This window comes from Pseudahrensia aquimaris, assembly GCF_042676045.1.
GTDB lineage: Bacteria > Pseudomonadota > Alphaproteobacteria > Rhizobiales > Rhizobiaceae > Pseudahrensia > Pseudahrensia aquimaris.
This window is the reverse complement of record NZ_JBHTJV010000005.1, coordinates 136,744-153,784: the sequence shown is the minus strand read 5'-3', so window position 1 is coordinate 153,784 and position 17,041 is coordinate 136,744. Positions and strand designations below refer to the sequence as shown.

At 55.5% G+C, this 17,041-nt stretch carries 22 protein-coding genes; 8 read left to right on the top strand and 14 right to left on the bottom strand.

Going from position 1 to position 17,041, the window contains the following annotated elements; genetic code table 11:
• The first annotated feature begins 1 nt into the window (after position 1).
• The gene (gene proC / locus ACFQ14_RS08175) at positions 2 to 820 is read left to right on the top strand and encodes a pyrroline-5-carboxylate reductase (protein ID WP_377212235.1); all 819 of its coding nucleotides are present in this window, start codon (positions 2 to 4) and stop codon (positions 818 to 820) included.
• A gap of 6 nt (positions 821 to 826) precedes the next feature.
• Positions 827 to 1,171, top strand: a complete 345-nt coding sequence (locus ACFQ14_RS08170) for a tRNA-binding protein (protein WP_377212234.1) — start codon at positions 827 to 829, stop codon at positions 1,169 to 1,171.
• A 27-nt stretch (positions 1,172 to 1,198) separates the two neighbouring features.
• Here ACFQ14_RS08170 and ACFQ14_RS08165 read toward each other — a convergent pair whose 3' ends face one another.
• Positions 1,199 to 2,131, bottom strand: a complete 933-nt coding sequence (locus tag ACFQ14_RS08165; protein WP_377212233.1) for a DMT family transporter — start codon at positions 2,129 to 2,131, stop codon at positions 1,199 to 1,201.
• Positions 2,132 to 2,335: 204 nt separating this feature from the next.
• Between ACFQ14_RS08165 and ACFQ14_RS08160 the strand changes: the two genes are divergently transcribed.
• A complete protein-coding gene (locus ACFQ14_RS08160; protein ID WP_377212232.1) occupies positions 2,336 to 2,872 on the top strand; it encodes a tetratricopeptide repeat protein in 537 nt (178 codons plus the stop codon).
• A gap of 62 nt (positions 2,873 to 2,934) precedes the next feature.
• Here ACFQ14_RS08160 and ACFQ14_RS08155 read toward each other — a convergent pair whose 3' ends face one another.
• From ACFQ14_RS08155 to ACFQ14_RS08145, 3 genes are all read right to left on the bottom strand, one after another.
• Positions 2,935 to 3,576, bottom strand: coding sequence for an MBL fold metallo-hydrolase (locus ACFQ14_RS08155; RefSeq protein WP_377212231.1), 642 nt, complete (start codon positions 3,574 to 3,576; stop codon positions 2,935 to 2,937).
• A 95-nt stretch (positions 3,577 to 3,671) separates the two neighbouring features.
• Positions 3,672 to 3,995, bottom strand: a complete 324-nt coding sequence (locus ACFQ14_RS08150) for a hypothetical protein (protein ID WP_377212230.1) — start codon at positions 3,993 to 3,995, stop codon at positions 3,672 to 3,674.
• A gap of 155 nt (positions 3,996 to 4,150) precedes the next feature.
• Entirely contained in the window at positions 4,151 to 5,026 is an 876-nt protein-coding gene (locus tag ACFQ14_RS08145) for a branched-chain amino acid aminotransferase (RefSeq protein WP_377212229.1), read from the bottom strand.
• A gap of 114 nt (positions 5,027 to 5,140) precedes the next feature.
• Here ACFQ14_RS08145 and ACFQ14_RS08140 point away from each other — a divergent pair, with 114 nt between their 5' ends.
• The 3 genes from ACFQ14_RS08140 to ACFQ14_RS08130 are packed head-to-tail and all read left to right on the top strand — an operon-like array spanning position 5,141 to position 7,832.
• Positions 5,141 to 5,674 carry a MarR family winged helix-turn-helix transcriptional regulator gene (locus tag ACFQ14_RS08140; RefSeq protein WP_377212228.1) on the top strand — a complete coding sequence of 178 codons (534 nt, stop codon included), beginning with the start codon at positions 5,141 to 5,143 and terminating at the stop codon, positions 5,672 to 5,674.
• Between the two features lie 31 nt (positions 5,675 to 5,705).
• Positions 5,706 to 6,440 (top strand): response regulator, encoded by a 735-nt coding sequence (locus ACFQ14_RS08135; protein ID WP_377212227.1) that lies wholly within the window; start codon positions 5,706 to 5,708, stop codon positions 6,438 to 6,440.
• A 33-nt stretch (positions 6,441 to 6,473) separates the two neighbouring features.
• The gene (locus ACFQ14_RS08130) at positions 6,474 to 7,832 is read left to right on the top strand and encodes an ATP-binding protein (protein ID WP_377212319.1); all 1,359 of its coding nucleotides are present in this window, start codon (positions 6,474 to 6,476) and stop codon (positions 7,830 to 7,832) included.
• Here ACFQ14_RS08130 and ACFQ14_RS08125 read toward each other — a convergent pair.
• The 5 genes from ACFQ14_RS08125 to ACFQ14_RS08105 form a co-directional block, all read right to left on the bottom strand.
• Positions 7,829 to 8,383, bottom strand: a complete 555-nt coding sequence (locus ACFQ14_RS08125; protein ID WP_377212226.1) for a DUF1499 domain-containing protein — start codon at positions 8,381 to 8,383, stop codon at positions 7,829 to 7,831. The two genes, ACFQ14_RS08130 and ACFQ14_RS08125, sit on opposite strands and share 4 nt — an antisense overlap.
• 24 nt (positions 8,384 to 8,407) lie before the next feature.
• Entirely contained in the window at positions 8,408 to 8,572 is a 165-nt protein-coding gene (locus tag ACFQ14_RS08120; protein WP_377212225.1) for a hypothetical protein, read from the bottom strand.
• Between the two features lie 185 nt (positions 8,573 to 8,757).
• The gene (locus tag ACFQ14_RS08115; RefSeq protein ID WP_377212224.1) at positions 8,758 to 9,276 is read right to left on the bottom strand and encodes an SH3 domain-containing protein; all 519 of its coding nucleotides are present in this window, start codon (positions 9,274 to 9,276) and stop codon (positions 8,758 to 8,760) included.
• Positions 9,277 to 9,463: 187 nt separating this feature from the next.
• Entirely contained in the window at positions 9,464 to 9,886 is a 423-nt protein-coding gene (locus ACFQ14_RS08110; protein ID WP_377212223.1) for a VOC family protein, read from the bottom strand.
• 156 nt (positions 9,887 to 10,042) lie between these two features.
• Positions 10,043 to 10,435, bottom strand: a complete 393-nt coding sequence (locus tag ACFQ14_RS08105) for a DUF1304 domain-containing protein (protein ID WP_377212222.1) — start codon at positions 10,433 to 10,435, stop codon at positions 10,043 to 10,045.
• Positions 10,436 to 10,599: 164 nt separating this feature from the next.
• Here ACFQ14_RS08105 and ACFQ14_RS08100 point away from each other — a divergent pair, with 164 nt between their 5' ends.
• Both ACFQ14_RS08100 and ACFQ14_RS08095 read left to right on the top strand, forming a co-directional pair.
• Complete coding sequence (locus tag ACFQ14_RS08100) at positions 10,600 to 11,802, top strand: pyridoxal phosphate-dependent aminotransferase (RefSeq protein ID WP_377212221.1); 1,203 nt, start codon at positions 10,600 to 10,602, stop codon at positions 11,800 to 11,802.
• Between the two features lie 4 nt (positions 11,803 to 11,806).
• On the top strand, positions 11,807 to 12,733 hold the full coding sequence (locus ACFQ14_RS08095) for an aminotransferase class IV (protein ID WP_377212220.1): 927 nt from the start codon (positions 11,807 to 11,809) through the stop codon (positions 12,731 to 12,733).
• On the opposite strand, the gene ACFQ14_RS08090 is transcribed toward ACFQ14_RS08095, so the two are convergent.
• From ACFQ14_RS08090 to ACFQ14_RS08070, 5 genes are all read right to left on the bottom strand, one after another.
• A complete protein-coding gene (locus ACFQ14_RS08090; protein ID WP_377212219.1) occupies positions 12,720 to 13,973 on the bottom strand; it encodes an RNA polymerase sigma factor in 1,254 nt (417 codons plus the stop codon). The two genes, ACFQ14_RS08095 and ACFQ14_RS08090, sit on opposite strands and share 14 nt — an antisense overlap.
• 4 nt (positions 13,974 to 13,977) lie before the next feature.
• Positions 13,978 to 14,424, bottom strand: coding sequence for an MAPEG family protein (locus tag ACFQ14_RS08085; protein WP_377212218.1), 447 nt, complete (start codon positions 14,422 to 14,424; stop codon positions 13,978 to 13,980).
• A gap of 22 nt (positions 14,425 to 14,446) precedes the next feature.
• On the bottom strand, positions 14,447 to 14,797 hold the full coding sequence (locus ACFQ14_RS08080) for a YciI family protein (RefSeq protein ID WP_377212217.1): 351 nt from the start codon (positions 14,795 to 14,797) through the stop codon (positions 14,447 to 14,449).
• A 660-nt stretch (positions 14,798 to 15,457) separates the two neighbouring features.
• A complete protein-coding gene (locus ACFQ14_RS08075) occupies positions 15,458 to 16,354 on the bottom strand; it encodes a LysR family transcriptional regulator (protein ID WP_377212216.1) in 897 nt (298 codons plus the stop codon).
• Between the two features lie 137 nt (positions 16,355 to 16,491).
• Positions 16,492 to 16,956: a PRC-barrel domain-containing protein gene (locus ACFQ14_RS08070; RefSeq protein WP_377212215.1), complete on the bottom strand. Its 465-nt coding sequence runs from the start codon at positions 16,954 to 16,956 to the stop codon at positions 16,492 to 16,494.
• Positions 16,957 to 17,041: the final 85 nt, after the last annotated feature.

Here is a 17,041-nt window from a genome sequence, read left to right as displayed (position 1 = left end):
AATGAGCGCCCTCAAACTCTGCCTTGTTGGTGTGGGTAACATGGGCGGTGCGATGCTGGCCGGATGGTTGGAGGCGGGGCGTGATCCGAAGTCCATCACCGTGATCGACCCACAGCCGCCGCAGCCGATGGCGGATATGATGCAAAAATTTGGCGTGGATTTGCGTGTGTCCGCAGAAGGTGTTTCTGCACCTGATGTGCTTTTGGTTGCAGTTAAACCCCAGATTATGGGTGCAGTTCTGGAAGGACTAACCTCACTGGTCAACGCGGAGAACGTGTTGGTTTCCGTGGCGGCTGGCACGACGATAGCGCAATTGGCTGCACCTTTTTCCCGGGTCTCCCCGCGCATTATCCGAGCCATGCCCAACACACCTGCGCAAGTGCAACAGGGCATCACTGTTTGTGTTGCAAACGGCGGTGTTTCCAACGCGCAGTGCGATGCAGTGAGTGACCTTCTGGCGGCGATCGGGCAGGTGGCCTGGATTAACGATGAAAAACTTATGGACGCTGTGACGGGCGTTTCTGGCAGTGGGCCAGCTTATGTTTTTCATCTTGCCGAAGCGCTCGCGCAGGCAGGTGTGTCTGCTGGTCTGCCTGTGGAACTCTCTGCGCAATTGGCGCAGGCGACGGTGAGCGGTGCAGGGGCGCTGATGGCGCAGTCGGATTTGTCGCCCACCCAATTGCGCGAAAATGTGACATCGCCGAATGGCACTACGCAAGCCGCACTTGAAGTTTTGATGGCGGCGGATGGATTTCCCAAGCTAATGGAGCGGGCTGTTGCGGCTGCAGCGCAGCGGTCGGAAGAATTATCGAAGGGCTAGCCTGCCATGGTGAGCGAGACGATCACGTTTGACGATTATATGCGAGTCGATATTCGCGTTGGCACGGTGGTGGAGGCCATGCCTTTCCCAGAAGCGCACAAGCCTGCCATCAAGCTGGTAATCGATTTCGGTGATGAGGTCGGACGCAAGAAGTCGTCTGCGCAGATAACGGTTCATTATGAGCCGGAGGATTTGGTGGGTCGTCAGGTGATGGCAGTGGTGAATTTTCCGCCACGCCAGATCGGACCGTTTATGTCGGAAGTGCTGACGCTTGGTTTTGCCGATGAGGATGGTGCTATCGTTCTGGCGGCGAGTGATAAGCCGGTGCCTAATGGCGCACGCTTGCTCTAGCGTTTTGGAGAGCGCTGCGGTTGCTGACTAGGTTTTTGCAGCCAGTTGTTTTTCCTCCGCCTTTGCCGATAGCCAGGATACTGCGACGATGGCGGTGAACAGGCATAGGCAACCGAGATAGCCCAGCCAGTCCAATCGCTCGCCCAACAGGATCGCTCCGCCAAGGGCAGCGAATAAGGCTTCTGACGACAGAAGAATCGCTGCATCGCCGGAGCCTGTGTGGCGTTGGGCGATGGCTTGGAGTGTGAAGGCCAGTCCACCTGCAAAAGCGGCGGCGTAGAGGATTTCTGGGCCTGCTGCGATGAGTGTGGCCACTGAAAACGCGGGTTCGTAACTCCAATCGAATCCGCGAACGAGCAAGAAGCCAACGAATGCCACGATGCCGGTTACTGCGAACTGTGCGCAGGCAATGAGAACGGGTCGGCCGATGCGCATGCCGATTGTTCCGACCAGAATGACCTGAAATGCTGCTAATAAAGCCGCGGCGATGACGACTGCGTCACCCCAAGTGAAATTCGACATACCGCCCCCGCCAAGCAGCCATATGCCGAAGAATGCCAACAATGCGGCGGGCCACAGGAAGATTGGTTGGGCCTGTTTCCAAAGCATAAGTGCCAGGATCGGGGTGAAAATGACATAGAGGCCGGTCAACATGCCTGCATTGGTCACGCTGGTCGCCAGAAGCCCAATCTGTTGCAAAATCATCATCGCGAAGAAGACGAGGCCGAGGGTCACCATCGCGCTCCAGTCGCGCGTGTGGAGTTGTGCGATGCCTCTGGCTCGTTCTTTGCGGCCTTCCATGAACGCAAAAGGGGCAACGATGATTGTCGCCAAGATAAACCGGAAAGCGACGAACTGGAATGGGCCGATATCGTCCATCGCCGACGCTTGGGCAACAAAACCGAGGCCCCAGACGAGGCCTGCCAGCAACAGCAATGAGTTTGCGATTGAACGGTGCATGGCAACGGCTTCTGGATTGTTCACCGCCGCTGTTTACATGCAGTGGGGTGCGGAAACGAGCAAATAATTTGTCGGTTGCCCTGTTTCCCGCCACAAGCTGCTGTCACAGTGCCACATGGTATGCGGTCTGCCTTGGGTTTAAGAGAAACCTAATGCATGGTTGGATCGTAACTTCCGCCGTAACATCAAATAAGCGAGGCCATTATGTCATTGCGTTCAATCAAAACCCTTTCTGCCGCAGCGATAGCTTTATCGCTTGTTGCACCGCTTCCTTCGTTTGCTGCTGGCGGTGGCGGCACGACTACAACCACGCCAAGCTGCAAAAAAGGCAAGGTGTGGGACAAGCGAAACAAAAAATGTGTCGCTGCAAAGAAGTCGTCCTCTCTCGATAACGACAACATCTACGAAGTCGCGCGCGGCTTGGCTTATGAAAAGCGTTATGACGAGGCGAAGTTTGTTTTGCTGCAAGCGCAGGACCAACGTGATCCCCGTATATTGAACTATCTAGGTTTCACGACTCGCAAGATGGGCGATATTGAAGGCGGGCTTCGCTACTACCAAGCGGCTTTGAAAATCGACCCGAATTACACGCTGGTTCGTGAATACATGGGTGAGGCCTATCTCCAGCTTGGCCGTGTCGACATGGCGCGTGAACAGCTTGCTGAAATCGAAAAGCGTTGCGGCACAGACTGCGCCGAGTATGCGATGCTGGAAAAAGAGATCGCCCGCGCGGTCAATTAGTCGGGGCCAATAAGCCCTTGACGCTCAAAGGTCCGCTTGCGGACAGGGAGCCGTCGGAGCGATCAATTCAGGAATGGATTGGTCGCTCTTTCTTTTCCGATTGAGCTTGCCGGCCCGTGCCCACAAATGAATTGCACTTCGTCCGGCCATGCCATCAGTTTCGTTTTGATCGACTTTATCAGCGTTTCATGATCGCCGCCGGGCAGGTCTGTGCGGCCAATGGAGCCGTCAAACAACACATCACCAACATGGGCGAAGCCTGCTTTGGCGTTGTAGAAAACTACGTGGCCGGGCGCGTGGCCGGGGCAATGGTAAACTGCAAATTCGTGATCGCCTATGGAGAGCGTGTCGCCTTCTTCCAGCCAGCGGGTCGGGGTAACGTTGCGCACAGTGCCATCAAGGCCAAACATTTTGGCCTGCTGTTCCAGACCTTCCAGCAAAGGCGTGTCGTCTTTGTGGGGGCCGATAATGTCGACGCCGAGCGCTTCCGAGAGATCCATCGCTCCAGCCGCGTGGTCGATATGACCGTGGGTGAGCCAGATTGCCGTTACCTTCATGCCGATCTCGTCAATGGCTCCTTTAATGCGATCCAAATCACCGCCCGGATCAATCACCACGCCTTCATTTGTCTCGTCGTCCCAAATCAGCGTGCAATTTTGCTGAAAGGCGGTGACGGGAACGATGGCGATTTTGAGTTGAGACATACGGTGCGGTCTTTCAGTTTTGATTGGCATGATCTTGCACAAAAAAGGGCGGCTGAAACAGCCGCCCTTTTCTAATTCATCGTTGAAAGCGTGCCTTATTTGGCGCCGCCCATCAGCTTGCCGACGATGCCTGTCAGGATCGCGCCACCGGCACCACCGCCAACTGCGCCGCCGACGAGGCTGCCGATGTCTAGGCCAGCAGGGGCCGCCGCTGCGCCAGCGTCACCCATGGCTGCGCCACCGAGCATTCCGGCAAGTGGGCCAAGCGCTGCCGCGCCGCCAGCCAGACCGCCGAGGCCACCGGACAGGAGCTTGGGCAACATGCCAAGCGCAACGTTTTTCATCATGCCGGAGGCCGCGCCACCGCCCATCATGCCTGTAATAATCGGCACGCCGTACTGGATAAGAAGATCCATCATTTTGTAAATTCCCTCTGAAATCGAGGCCGCGAAATGCAGCGAGCCGGAATAAAGCTGTGCAAACGGGCAGAGTCAAACGCCAAAACCTTCGATCTTCGGCATTTTAGCAAAAATCTTTACCTTTGGTTAACCAAGCCTCGCTGCAGGTATTGAGCCTATTTCGGTGTAACTGCTGCGGTGTAGTCCTCCACCATCTGTTTGCAGATCGCGCCGGGCTGGAAATTATAAGGGCCGATTTCGGAAACAGGCGTCACTTCGGCTGCTGAGCCTGTGATAAAGCACTCCTCAAACGTTGCCATTTCGTCTGGCATGATGGCGCGTTCAATCACTTTGAACTGGCGCTTTTTCGCCAGCCCGATCACTGTTTGGCGGGTGATGCCGTCGAGGAAACAATCTGGCGTTGGCGTGTGGATTTCGTTGCCTTGGGTGAAGAACACGTTCGCGCCCGTGGCTTCCGCGATTTGCCCGCGATAGTCGAACATCAGCGCGTCGGCATAGCCCTTGGCTTCAGCTGCGTGTTTGGAGAGCGTGCAGATCATGTAGAGACCGGCTGCTTTGGCCTTGCAGGGGATTGTCGCCGGATCGGGGCGTTTCCATTCTGCGATGTCGAGGCGAATGCCCTTCATCTTCTGCTCAGGATCGAAATAGCTGGGCCAGTCCCAAACGGCGATAGCGGTGTTGATGGAGTTGTGCTGTGCCGAAACGCCCATCATTTCCGAACCGCGCCAAGCGATTGGGCGCACATAGGCGTTGGTTAAGCCTTGGCGCTTGAGCGTTTCGCGACAGGCGTCGTCAAGCTCCTGAACCGAATAGGGGATTTCGAAACCCATCATTTTGGCGGAGTCGTGTAAGCGTTGCGAGTGTTTGGTGAGTTCGAAAATCTCGCCACCATAGGCGCGTTCGCCTTCAAACACCGACGATGCATAGTGCAAGCCGTGTGTGAGCACGTGGACTTGTGCGTCCTCCCATTTCACAAATTCGCCGTTATACCAGATAACACCATCCAGTTTGTCGAAGGAAACGCCAGCCATTGTTCTAGTCTTTCAAACTTGCGGGAACGTTTGCCCGCATCCAAGATCGGACGGGGACTATGAATGGCTGAAAAAATATGTCAACCTACCTGACGTATTTTGAAAGGTGAAAAAGTGCCGGAACTTGCCACAAGACAACCGTTTTACGACGAAAAAGACGCAAAACCGGTTGTAAAGCCGCTCGAATTTGCAGATGGCGTCGATTTGCGGATGATTGAGTTGTTCTTCTTTGCTTACCGCGACTTCGTGACTGATGCTGATGAAATGCTGGCTGAGTATGGATTTGGGCGCGCGCACCACCGGGTACTTCATTTTGTAAACCGTGAGCCGGGGCTTTCGGTGGCGGAATTGCTGGAGGTTTTGCGCATTACAAAGCAAAGCCTCGGGCCGGTTTTGCGCGAATTGGTGGATGGCGGGTTTCTCGTCCAATTGCCGAGCCCAACTGATGGCCGCAGGCGATTGCTGCACCCGACTGAAAAAGGCCGCAATCTTTCCGTTGATTTGACCCATCGACAATCTGTTCGCATCCACAACGCTTTGGCAAACATTGCGCCGCAAGAGCGGGTTTTGGTGGAGAGATTTCTATACGGAATGATCCGTGAGGAAGAGCACCATCTGGTCGACAGGCTGATTGGACAGCTCGAATAAAGCCCATAGGGCAAGGTGGAGGAGAGAATTTATGGAAGCGATGGCAAGCAGCGAACCGCGCGCTTTTGCAGGCGAAACCCCTCCTGGTGACGATGCACCCCACCTCTTCGTCATCGACGACGACCGCCGTATCCGTGACCTGCTTTCTCGCTTTTTGGCCGAACAGGGCTACCGCATCACAACGGCAGCTGATGCCGCCGAGGCTCGGCGCAAGCTACAGGGGCTTCGGTTTGATCTGTTGATTGTCGATGTGATGATGCCCGGCGAATCGGGCACGGATTTCACCCGCTCTATCCGCGAAGAATTGGATGTTCCGGTGCTGATGCTGACGGCGTTGGGCGAAACAGAAGCGCGTATTAAGGGGCTGGAAGCCGGGGCAGACGATTATCTGCCCAAGCCGTTTGACCCACGTGAACTGCTGCTTCGTATCAACGCCATTATGAAGCGCGTGTTGCCAGACCCGACACCGAACGTGGAGCAGGTGTTGTTCGGGCCTTATGCATTTTCCTTAGTGACCCGAGAATTGAAGCGCGACGGGCAGATCCTCAAGCTAACCGACCGCGAACGTGAAATCATGTCGCTGTTTGCCGCTAATGCGGGTGACGTTGTTCCGCGGATGGATTTGGCGGGTGAGGATTCCGGTGCAAACGAGCGCACCGTCGACGTTCAGATCAATCGGCTGCGTCGGAAAATAGAAGGCGACCCGAGCAACCCAACTTGGCTGCAAACCGTGCGTGGCATAGGGTATAAGCTACACATCGAATAGCACACGGGCACGCCGCCATTGACCGACATATCCATGACGATCATCCGTCCGCTGCGGCGCCAATGGCGCTGGCTCTCGCGCGTGCTTGCGGACCGTATGCCGACCGGCCTGTTTGGTCGCTCGCTCATCATCATCGTCGCGCCGATGATTCTGTTGCAAGCGGTTATGACCTTCGTGTTTATGGAGCGCCACTGGCAATCCGTGACCGACCGATTGTCTACCGCTGTTGTCCGCGATATTGCGGCGCTTGTGGACGTGATTGAGACCTATCCGCAGGACACCGAACTTGAGACCGTGCGGCGCATCGCGTCTGAGCGTCTGGCGTTGCAAATGACGATTTTGCCAAACGAAGATTTGCCGCCGCCGGCGCCGAAACCGTTTTTCTCCATTCTTGATACCGCGCTTTCCGAGCAGATTACCCGGCAGCTTAAGCGCCCCTTTTGGATCGACACGGTGGGCAACTCGGGATTGTTGGAAATTCGCATCAAGCTCGGTGATGACGTTATCCGCTTTTTTGTCCGCCGAAGTCAGGCTTCTGCTTCCAACACGCATATCTTTCTGTTGTGGATGGTGGGGGCGGCTTTTGTGCTGTTGACCATTGCTGTGTTGTTCTTGCGCAATCAAATCAGGCCCATTCAGCGGCTCGCTGATGCCGCAGATCGATTTGGGCGTGGGCAACCTGTGCCGGAGGATTTTCGGCCTCGGGGTGCAGCGGAAGTTCGCCGCGCGACGGTGTCATTTCTGGAAATGCGGGAGCGTGTGGAGCGTTCGATTGAGCAGCGCACGGCGATGCTTGCCGGGGTGAGCCACGATCTGCGCACCGTGCTGACGCGCTTTCGCTTGCAACTGGCGCTTGTTCCACAGAGCCGCGAAACCGAGGCGCTGACGGAAGACGTCAACGACATGCAGAACATGTTGCAGGGCTATCTAGACTTCGCACGCGGCGACACGGGCGAAGAAGCGATGGACGTATCGCTGACAGAAATGCTGGCGCGGTTTGAAGGGGAAGCGGAAACGTCTGGCAAAACATGGTCCTCTGACTTCAGCGGTGATCCCACGATTCATGTGCGCCCAACTGCCTTTTCGCGTGTCTTGTCCAACGTGGTGTCGAATGCTTTTCGCTATGCCGACACGGTCAAAGTTCATGGTTTTCGCAACAAAAAATGGCTGTTCCTGCATTTTGATGACAACGGCCCCGGCATTGCCGAAGGCAGCCGCGAGGCCGTGTTCAGACCGTTTGTGCGGCTGGATGAGGCGCGTAATCTGGACGAATCCGGCACCGGCCTTGGCCTGTCGATTGCGCGGGATATTGTGCACCGTCATGGCGGGCAGATTGAACTGGATGACTCACCGCTTGGCGGCTTGCGGGTAACGTTGCGTCTGCCCGCTTAGACTTTTGCTTCAAACTGGGCGAGACGCTTCAGCCAGCGGTTCATTCGCTTTGCGTTGACGCCGAGATCGGACGTTCCAATCTGGCTTTGGCTGTAAAGTGCGATGCTGGAGCGGCCATTGGAGAGCGGCACAATTTCAACGCGGATTGAATCTGGAAAACGCAGTCGCGCTGTTCTTTGAACAAAGCGCATACGGTTTTCTTCACTCTCGTCATCGACACGGGTGAGGTCGTTTTCCGTTTCCAGCGATCTCAACAATTCTTGCTTCAACTGGTCGGCGCTTAGCGCATAGATGGGACTTTGGCGGTCCACTTGGCCTTTTGCCTCTGCGGCCGCGCAAAAGCCCTCGGGGCAGATAAGCGCCTGATTGGGCTTGGGTGTTTTCGTCAGCGTGGCAAAATTGACGGGACCCTGGTCGGCAGGGCCGGCCATTTTTTCCCAAATGCTATCCCATCCCATAATCATCACTCCCAATGCTGCGATCAATGCCAATACGGCCACAACCGTGGTGGACCAAACCGCAATGCGTTTGGCAAGTCTTAAAACTATCATGAAAAAGGCGCTCGCGGCGTTTTGTTATGCGATCAATACGCCGAGATTGATCCAGAGTAAAACGCCCGACGCACTGATCAGCGTGAGTGTGAGAAGTGAAGCCAGCCGCGCACGGGTGCGGCGGGACGCCTCGATCATGCGACGTGCTGCGACCTGTGGGTTGGTCGTTGAATTGCTTAGTGGTTGCATTATTCCGACCCTTTCCCTTGTCACTTCTACCCTATGGTTATCAATGCCGCGCAATCGCGCACAGAGCGTGGCCGAATTGCGGCGGCGGTGTGATTTATGGTTAATAAAGGGTTAACGCCAGCGCTCAGGTTCTTGCGAAAATGACGCCGCACCGAACTTTTGGTTCCGTCGATCTGGCAGCTTTTCTAGCGTGCCCGCATAAAGCGCATATTGGCCCATCCGGTGAAGCCGTTGCCGCGCAATTGGCACCAGCGGCCCTGACACGCCAGGCGGGTAAACCCGCATTGACGATGGGTGCCAACGCCGACCACGCGAAAGCCTGTGCCGGGGCCGGAGCGGAAGTTCAGCGTATCGCCCGGTGTGTTCACGCAGAAAGAAGCGGGGATCGCGCCGTCCTCATCGCCGCCTTCGTCAATAAAGCGCATGTTCACCCAGCCGGTCTGTCCGCGATAGGTCACGCGCCCCCAATTGCCTTGATATTGGCCGCGTAGGCGGATGTTGCAGGCGCGGGGTGGAATGGCACGCACGATGGGTGAGCGGGACGTAGGCCGCTGGCGCATGTTCAAAACATCACCACGTGCCACATTGATGACGCAGGCGCTGGCATAGGCGGATGTGGTGAGAGCGGGCAGGGCTGTGAGGGCCGCTATGGTGAGCGCAATCACCCAAAGGTGGCTGCGCACAATTTTGATTCCGATTTCCATTTCTTCCATCCCTTCGTGGTTTTTCCATCCACGCCCCGTTGGAAGTCTATGTATAAATGTCTGTTTCTGACAAGCTCTTTCAAAGTGTTCGGAAGGGCTATCATTGGGTTCGTGCAATTTGAGTTTGGGTGTTGGATCGGGCTGCTTTTGGATCAGGATTGCCGGTTATGTCTCGTCGGAACGAGATTTACCGTTGTTCGTTGCGCCCCGGTTCATCAGCATTGTTTGAAAACAGCGCGATTTTATTGCCATCCGGGTCGCGAAGGTAGCCAACATAGAAATTGGACCCATACGATTTGCGAAAGCCGGGCTGTCCTTCGTCAGAGCCGCCTGCGGTTAGCGCAGCATGATGGAGCTCCCGCACGTGTTTCTGTGATGGCGCCTCAAACGCGACCATGCTGCCATTGCCAGCAGATGCGGAGTGTCCATTGAAAGGTGATTTGACGTAAAAATCTGGTTGAGGCGATGTCTGGCCTGCCTGCATCGGCAGCACATAACTTAAGTCACCATGATACTGTTCGAGACGGTAACCGAGACCAAGCAGGAATGCAGAGTAAAAGCGCTCTGCCTTCTCCATATCATTCGCTCCAACTGTGACATATGCAATCATATTTTTCGGCTACTTGAGGTTTTGAGCGGCGCTAGTATTAGCACAGTTCCATGTGATCATTGATGAAGCCACACACAAAGGTGCAGTTTGTCTGTCGGTTTTCAAAGTTTTGGAAACTTAACTTAATCGAACGTGTTTTGAACCGTTTGAGCTTTCTCACGATTTTTGCATTGCGCTGGTCGATCTCGAAGAAAGATGAAGAAGGACGAGCGCGATTGTTGCCGGAACGATCTGAACCAGACCGGGCCTAAATGATACCGTTATGGCGGCAACCACACCTGCGGTGATGACGAATCCTAAGAAGCAGGTTGCCACGTTGCGTTGCCACTTGAGGTCTTTGATCAGCAACGCCCATACAAGGCCGACGGCTAAAAAGGCATTGTAGATGCCTTGATTGGCGGCCATCTGGACAGTTTGTTCGAACAGTTCTGGCGGAAACGTGTCAAAAACTCTTGGCCCACGCGTTGTCCATGCGAACATTTCAAACCAAGCGATGTAGAAGTGCAGCAAAGCAATTAGGGCGATGAGCGCTAATGCGACTTTTTTCATAAGACTTTCCAAATTTCGCAGGGCCGATCCACCCTCGGCGCAAACACGCGCTTAAGCAAGGGTTTCGAGCTTCTCCCACCTTGCCCTAGCCCCCATTCCCGCATAGGTTCGCGTCGTTTTTGGCCGTCTGGCCTTGCCCTTGAAAAATCATCTGGAGAAGACCCATGGCATTTCTTGCCGATAGCCTTTCGCGCGTAAAACCCTCTGCCACGATTGCCGTTGCGCAGAAGGCGCGGGAGTTGAAGGCGGCGGGGATGGATGTGATCGGGCTGGGCGCGGGCGAGCCGGATTTTGACACGCCGGACAACATCAAGGACGCGGCAAAAGCGGCGATGGATCGCGGCGAGACGAAATACACGCCCGTCTCCGGCATTCCCGAATTGCGTAAGGCGATCGCCGACAAGTTCAAGCGCGAGAACGGGCTGGATTATGAGCCGGCGCAGGTGATCGTCGGTACGGGCGGCAAGCAGGTTTTGTTCAACGCCTTTGCGGCCACGCTGAACCCCGGCGATGAGGTTATTATTCCGACGCCTTACTGGGTTTCATACCCTGAAATGGTGGCGATTTGCGGTGGCGAGAACGTGTTTGTGGAAACCACGCTCGAAAACGAATTCAAGCTGCGCCCTGAAGATCTGGAAGCCGCGATCACGCCGAAAACCAAATGGTTCATGTTCAACTCGCCGTCCAACCCATCCGGCGCGGCTTATAGCCATGAAGAACTGAAGGCGCTGACGGATGTGCTGATGCGCCATCCGCACGTTTGGGTGCTCACCGACGATATGTATGAGCATCTCGTCTACGGCGATTTCAAATTCGCAACACCTGTCGAGGTAGAGCCTGCGCTATACGACCGGACGCTGACGATGAACGGGGTGTCGAAGGCCTATGCCATGACGGGCTGGCGCATTGGCTATGCGGCAGGACCGCTGCAACTGATCAAGGCGATGGACATGATTCAGGGGCAGCAGACATCGGGCGCTTGTTCGATTGCGCAATGGGCGGCGGTGGAGGCGCTGAACGGCCCGCAGGATTATGTCCACGATTCGCGCAAGGTTTTTGAAGAGCGCCGTGATCTGGTGGTCTCGATGCTGAACCAAGCCACGGGTCTGGATTGCCCGCGCCCGGATGGCGCTTTCTACGTGTTCCCGTCTTGTGAAAAGCTGATGGGAAAGAAGACCAAAGATGGCAAAGTGCTGGAGAATGACGAGGATTTCGTCACCGCGCTGCTGGAGCAGGAAGGCGTGGCCGTGGTTCATGGTTCGGCTTTCGGGCTGGGGCCGAACTTCCGCATTTCCTATGCGACGGACACGGAAAGCCTGACGAAAGCCTGCGAGCGCATTCAGAATTTTTGCGCTTCGCTGAGCTGAACTGATGGACGCTGTCGGTCCCGATTTCTCCAAAGGCGCCGCTTGGATGGCGGGAGAGATCGTGCCGATTGCGGACGCGAAAATCTCGGTGCTCGATTGGGGGCTGACCCATTCCGACATCACCTATGACGTGGTGCATGTTTGGGATGGGGTGTTCTTCCGCATGGATGATTATCTCGATCGCTTCTTTGAAAGCATAGCCAAATTGCATCTGGATGTGCCGCAGACGCGCAGTGAAATGCGGGAGATCCTTCACGCTATCGTCGCCCGGTCGGGCTTGCAGCGCTCTTATGTTTCGCTGGTGGCAAGCCGCGGCGTGCCGGGCATTCCCGGCAGCCGCGATCCGCGCGATTGCATCAACCATTTCTACGCATGGTGCGTGCCGTTTGTCTGGGTGTTCACCGAGGAAATGGTGGCGCGGGGCGTGAAGCTGATGGTGCCGGATTTCGTGCAACGTATCGCGCCGGAAGCGGTCGACCCGACTGCAAAGAATTACCATTGGGGCGATTTCACCCAAGGGCTGATCGCGGCGAAGCAAGCGCACTACGACAACACGGTTTTGGTCGATACAAATGGCAATGTGACCGAGGGGCCGGGCTTCAACATTTTCATGGTCAAGGATGGTATCGTTCGCACGCCACGCCGAGGCATGTTGGAGGGCATTACCCGCCGGACGGCAATTGAAATGTGCGCGGCGTGTGGGATTGAGTGCGTGGAAGAAGACGTTCTGCTGGCCGAAATGATGGAAGCGGATGAAGTGTTTGCCACGACAACCGGCGGCGGTGTCGTCGCTGTTGTGCAGATGAACGAGCGCGTGTTTTCCAACGGCGTGGCCGGTCCGGTCACCAGTCAGCTTTCGCAGCTTTATTGGAATTGGCACGAGGATCCGAAATTCATCCAGCCGGTGAACTATCAAGTCAGTGGCGAGTGACGAGTGCATCGCATTTGCTGCGCAAGAAGGCGGCGTCACGGTCGTTGGTCGCTAGTGCAATGGCTTTTTCATATGACCGGATTGCCTCGCTGGTTTTGCCCGCGCGGGAAAGAATATCTGCCTTGGCGGCGTGGAACGGTTGGTAAGTCTTCAATTGCGTTTCAAGCTCGTCAAGCAATTGCAGGACTTGAACCAGCGGGCGACTGTGCGATGCGCTATAGGCTAGATTGAGCTGCACCACGGGGCTCGGCTCGATGGCTTGCAGGGTAGTGTAGAGAGCTTCAATTTGTGGCCAATCGGTCTGTTCCCACGACGGGCTTTCGTTATGCAGGGCGCTTATTGCGGCCTGGATTTGGTACGGTCCGATGCGTTTTTGCGCCATCGCTTCATGCAGAATTGCCTGACCCTCTTTGATAGCCGAACGATTCCAGCGATTGCGGTTTTGGTGTTCGAGCGGGATCATCGTGCCATCGCTTTGGGTGCGTGCATTGCGGCGGGCGTCGTGTAGCAGCATAAGTGCGAGAAGACCTGCGATCTCGGTATCTTTAGGCATCAGCGTGCTGATGATCCGAGCCAGACGAATGGCCTCTTCGCTCAGATCGGTTCGAAACACGCGGTCGCCGGAATGCGCCGCGTAGCCCTCGTTGAAGATGAGATACAGCACCCGAAGCACTGCGGTCAGCCTTTCGGGTAGGGCGTCGGTATCTGGCACCTGATAGGGAATACCGGCCTTGGTGATTTTATGGCGCGCACGGACAAGGCGCTGGGCCATCGCTTCCGGCTTATCGAGGAATGCGCTGGCAATTTCAGCCGTTGAAAGCCCGCCGAGTGTGCGAAGGGTCAGCGCAATGCTGGTCTTTTCATCGAGCGCCGGATGGCAGCAAGTGAAAATCATCTCAAGGCGTTGATCGGGTATGGTGTGATCCTCGTCTTTCGTGTGGGCCTCGTTTTCGAGATCGAGCAAATAGGAAATTTCGCCCTGTTTGCTGGCGAAATTACTGTCGCGGCGTAGTCTGTCCAGCGCTTTTCGCTTGGCGGTTGTGATGAGCCACGCGGCGGGCGATCGGGGCAGGCCATCGGTTTGCCATTTGTCGAGCGCAACGATCACTGCGTCCTGCAGAGCGTCTTCGGCAAGTTGGAAATTGCCGCCTAAAGTCTTGACCAAAGAGGCAAGGATGCGCCCCCACTCTTCCCGCACGATCCGCTCGATGGATTGGCTTGGTTTGAGTGGGGGCAGCATGGGATCAGGCGACCAGATAGAACAGCGCGGCCACGGCAAGCGCCAAGTTGAGCAAAAGTCCGATCACATAAGCGATGGTGCGTGGCCCGGCTTCGCCCTCTTTGCCGATGCCGCTGTAGTAAATCGCCCAATGGGCCAGTCGTGCTGCAACATGCAGACCGACAATCCAGTTGACCGCGACCGCAGGGACGCTGGCCACTATGGCAAGCACAAGCGCCAACGTGAGCATGGGCAGGTTTTCAGTGGAATTGGCGTAAGTCCGCATGACCCTGAACGAGCGATCTTCCTGTCCGTTTTTTAGCGGCCGTCCTGCCAATTGATGTCCCGGCGCAAGAGCGAGCGCGCCGGTGAGAAACCCTTGAATGATAACAGCGAGCACCAACACCGCGCAGGCGACAAATGAAGGTGAGTAAGCGGCCAGTTGCGGCATGGCTTGGAATAGATTTTCCATCATGATTCTCCTCTAAGATGTCTCAATCGAAAGTCTCAACAGGCCGGATTTCGACACGTCCGTGCTGTGAACTGGGGATCATCGCTGCATACTTGATGGCTTCATCCAGATTCTTGCAGTCGAGCACATAATAGCCGCCCAACTGTTCTTTCGTTTCAGCAAAAGGACCATCGGTGACGTGGGTCTTGCCATTGCGCACCGAAACCGTGGTTGCGGTCGCCACATCTTGCAGAGCATCCCCGTTGACCAATACCCCCGCTTCACGAGCCGCGTTGGTCATTTCCATGTAGCCCTGCATAAATGGGCCAAATTCTTCGGTGCCCGGCTTTGGGGTGATATCTTCGCTGGAATATATCAAGAGCATGTATTGCATCGTTCTTCTCCTTCGGTTGGGAGGTCGTGAAATTCCGCCCCCTTCATTTTAGAGACGAACGGGAAAACGCCAAATCGACACTTTGTGAAAATTTTTTTGGAAAGTTTGGGAAGCCGGGAGTGAGGGACTCCCGGCTTCCGAGGCGCTGCGCTTGGGACGCGCGCCTATGCCGGCCGCCACACGCCCCTGCGGATGGCCGGCAATCGCATAAACTGTAAGGTGTGCCGGGGCTGACACCGTCAATCGTGGGGCGCATTGCCTTGGCGCCCCCTATTAACCGATTGTTTTTTCGGGCCTTCCCGAATCTCGGCAAGCGTTCCGAGCACGCGCTAGGTAAGACAGCATCGTGCTGATTTCCAGTGCAAAATTGACGTTTTGGTCAAATAACACGCTTTGGTGAATACGCTCGATTGGAGACACTATAAAGCAAAAGGCCGGTTCCGCGGGAGGAGCGGAACCGGCCTAACTTGATAGCGAGGGGTCTGGGAGGAATGACCGTTGTCTCGCTTAGGATTGATGGAATTGGCTGGGAGGAGGTAGCCTGTTTCCATCGCTCGCTGTGAATATGGGAAAATTTGTGCAGTGCCGCAATTGCCATCGATGCATGATAGCTATGCGTGCTCTGCATGGGTCGCTAAGTCAAGCAAACCTCTGATAAATCTAGAATTTCCAGTTGCGGGCTTCTTCCAGAAGGAAGTCCCGGAAGGCGTGCAGGCGTGCCGAGTTCCTCAATTCGGAGGAATAAGCGAAATATGTGTCGAAGCTTGGCACGTCGGTTTCGGTCATCACGGGCACAAGATTCGATGCATCGTTGATTGAATAATCGGGTAGCAACGCAATGCCCGCTCCGCGCTGCACGGCGCGTTTGATGGCGAGGATTGAGTTGATCTTGGCCACCGGGTTGCGTGCTTCGCCCGGCGGCATTCCGGCATGGAGCAACCAGTTTACATCATCGAGATAGCGTGGAGCCTCGCCGCCCCACACGATGATGCGGTGGTTTTCAAGATCATCGACCGAGTTTGGAGCGCCGAAGCGTTCAATATAGTCTTTCGAGGCAAAAACGTGAAAATGCACTGTGAACAATTTGCGCTGAATAATGTCAGGCTGCTGTGGCTGGCGCAGGCGCAGCGAACAATCAGCCTCGCGCATGCCCAGATCAAGCTCCTGGTTGTTCAGGATCAGCTCAATTTCGATTTCAGGGTACTGGTCGATAAATTGCCCGAGACGAATTGCCAGCCATGCCGACCCGAGGCCCACTGTTGTGTGAACTTTAAGCGGGCCGGATGGAGTTCCGCGAAAATCGGTCAATTCGCTGGTGGCTTGCTCGACCTTTTCAGTGATTTCTTCGGCCGCCTTGAACAGAATTTCGCCCTGTTCGGTGAGAATTAGCCCGCGGGCGTGCCGGTGGAAGAGGGGAACCTTGATTTCCTCTTCCAGCCCGCTGATTTGGCGGCTGATTGCAGATTGCGAAAGGTTAAGCGTGTCGGCAGCATGGGTGAAGCTGCCGGCCTTTGCGACCTTGTGAAAAATTCGCAACTTGTCCCAGTCTAAGCTCATGGGGGCCTCCGCCTATGCAGTTAAGAACTGCACATTGTGGGCGTGGCGAGTGTGGCGCAAGGGCGAAGGGAATAAACAACCAAAAAAGGCGCTCCGAAGAGCGCCTTTTCTATTCAACAAGTTTGCGGATTGAGGAATCACATACCTTTGAAGGCGGGCGCTGCTTCAAGCGTCGCTTTATCGGCATTCATTGCAACAAAGAATCCAGCCTCATTGCCTTTTTCGCGTAGCAGCTTGATTGCTTCCATCTTCACTGCGACGTCTTTCTCGCCCATTCCCAGAAAGCCACCGACTCCTACAACAACTGCTTTGATCGAGCCGTCACGACCCAAAATCACATCGTTGACGTCGCCGACATTGTTCCATTCGCCTTCTTTGATTTCAGCGATTTGGTTCCAGTCCCAGCTGTCGTAGCCAGCTTTTGGGAGAATGTAGACATACTTGCCGATCAAATCGGATGCGCGGACCATTTTTTTATCGTCCAGCATTTTCGCTTCGTATGGCACGAATGATGCGGTGTGAGCGGCCGTAAATGCGCTTGTTGCCATCAATGGTGCGGCAATAGCGGTTGCGAGCGCTGTGGCAATAAATGTCTTTTTCATGGTATTGTATCCTCGTGTCTGTGTTTCCAGTTGACGACGGATGATCGCTTCTTTGAGGATCCGATCATTCATCTGGTCTAACAAC

Bases quoted from the DNA above. Each gene is read 5' to 3' on its own strand.
- ACFQ14_RS08120 (WP_377212225.1), bottom strand. From the start codon at position 8,572: ATGCAACCACTAAGCAATTCAACGACCAACCCACAGGTCGCAGCACGT.
- ACFQ14_RS08085 (WP_377212218.1), bottom strand. From the start codon at position 14,424: ATGGAAAATCTATTCCAAGCCATGCCGCAACTGGCCGCTTACTCACCT.
- ACFQ14_RS08110 (WP_377212223.1), bottom strand. From the start codon at position 9,886: ATGATTGCATATGTCACAGTTGGAGCGAATGATATGGAGAAGGCAGAG.
- ACFQ14_RS08095 (WP_377212220.1), top strand. From the start codon at position 11,807: ATGGACGCTGTCGGTCCCGATTTCTCCAAAGGCGCCGCTTGGATGGCG.
- ACFQ14_RS08165 (WP_377212233.1), bottom strand. From the start codon at position 2,131: ATGCACCGTTCAATCGCAAACTCATTGCTGTTGCTGGCAGGCCTCGTC.
- ACFQ14_RS08105 (WP_377212222.1), bottom strand. From the start codon at position 10,435: ATGAAAAAAGTCGCATTAGCGCTCATCGCCCTAATTGCTTTGCTGCAC.
- proC (WP_377212235.1), top strand. From the start codon at position 2: ATGAGCGCCCTCAAACTCTGCCTTGTTGGTGTGGGTAACATGGGCGGT.
- ACFQ14_RS08160 (WP_377212232.1), top strand. From the start codon at position 2,336: ATGTCATTGCGTTCAATCAAAACCCTTTCTGCCGCAGCGATAGCTTTA.
- ACFQ14_RS08070 (WP_377212215.1), bottom strand. From the start codon at position 16,956: ATGAAAAAGACATTTATTGCCACAGCGCTCGCAACCGCTATTGCCGCA.
- ACFQ14_RS08100 (WP_377212221.1), top strand. From the start codon at position 10,600: ATGGCATTTCTTGCCGATAGCCTTTCGCGCGTAAAACCCTCTGCCACG.
- ACFQ14_RS08090 (WP_377212219.1), bottom strand. From the start codon at position 13,973: ATGCTGCCCCCACTCAAACCAAGCCAATCCATCGAGCGGATCGTGCGG.
- ACFQ14_RS08125 (WP_377212226.1), bottom strand. From the start codon at position 8,383: ATGATAGTTTTAAGACTTGCCAAACGCATTGCGGTTTGGTCCACCACG.
- ACFQ14_RS08115 (WP_377212224.1), bottom strand. From the start codon at position 9,276: ATGGAAATCGGAATCAAAATTGTGCGCAGCCACCTTTGGGTGATTGCG.
- ACFQ14_RS08135 (WP_377212227.1), top strand. From the start codon at position 5,706: ATGGAAGCGATGGCAAGCAGCGAACCGCGCGCTTTTGCAGGCGAAACC.
- ACFQ14_RS08080 (WP_377212217.1), bottom strand. From the start codon at position 14,797: ATGCAATACATGCTCTTGATATATTCCAGCGAAGATATCACCCCAAAG.
- ACFQ14_RS08170 (WP_377212234.1), top strand. From the start codon at position 827: ATGGTGAGCGAGACGATCACGTTTGACGATTATATGCGAGTCGATATT.
- ACFQ14_RS08130 (WP_377212319.1), top strand. From the start codon at position 6,474: ATGACGATCATCCGTCCGCTGCGGCGCCAATGGCGCTGGCTCTCGCGC.
- ACFQ14_RS08145 (WP_377212229.1), bottom strand. From the start codon at position 5,026: ATGGCTGGCGTTTCCTTCGACAAACTGGATGGTGTTATCTGGTATAAC.
- ACFQ14_RS08155 (WP_377212231.1), bottom strand. From the start codon at position 3,576: ATGTCTCAACTCAAAATCGCCATCGTTCCCGTCACCGCCTTTCAGCAA.
- ACFQ14_RS08075 (WP_377212216.1), bottom strand. From the start codon at position 16,354: ATGAGCTTAGACTGGGACAAGTTGCGAATTTTTCACAAGGTCGCAAAG.
- ACFQ14_RS08150 (WP_377212230.1), bottom strand. From the start codon at position 3,995: ATGATGGATCTTCTTATCCAGTACGGCGTGCCGATTATTACAGGCATG.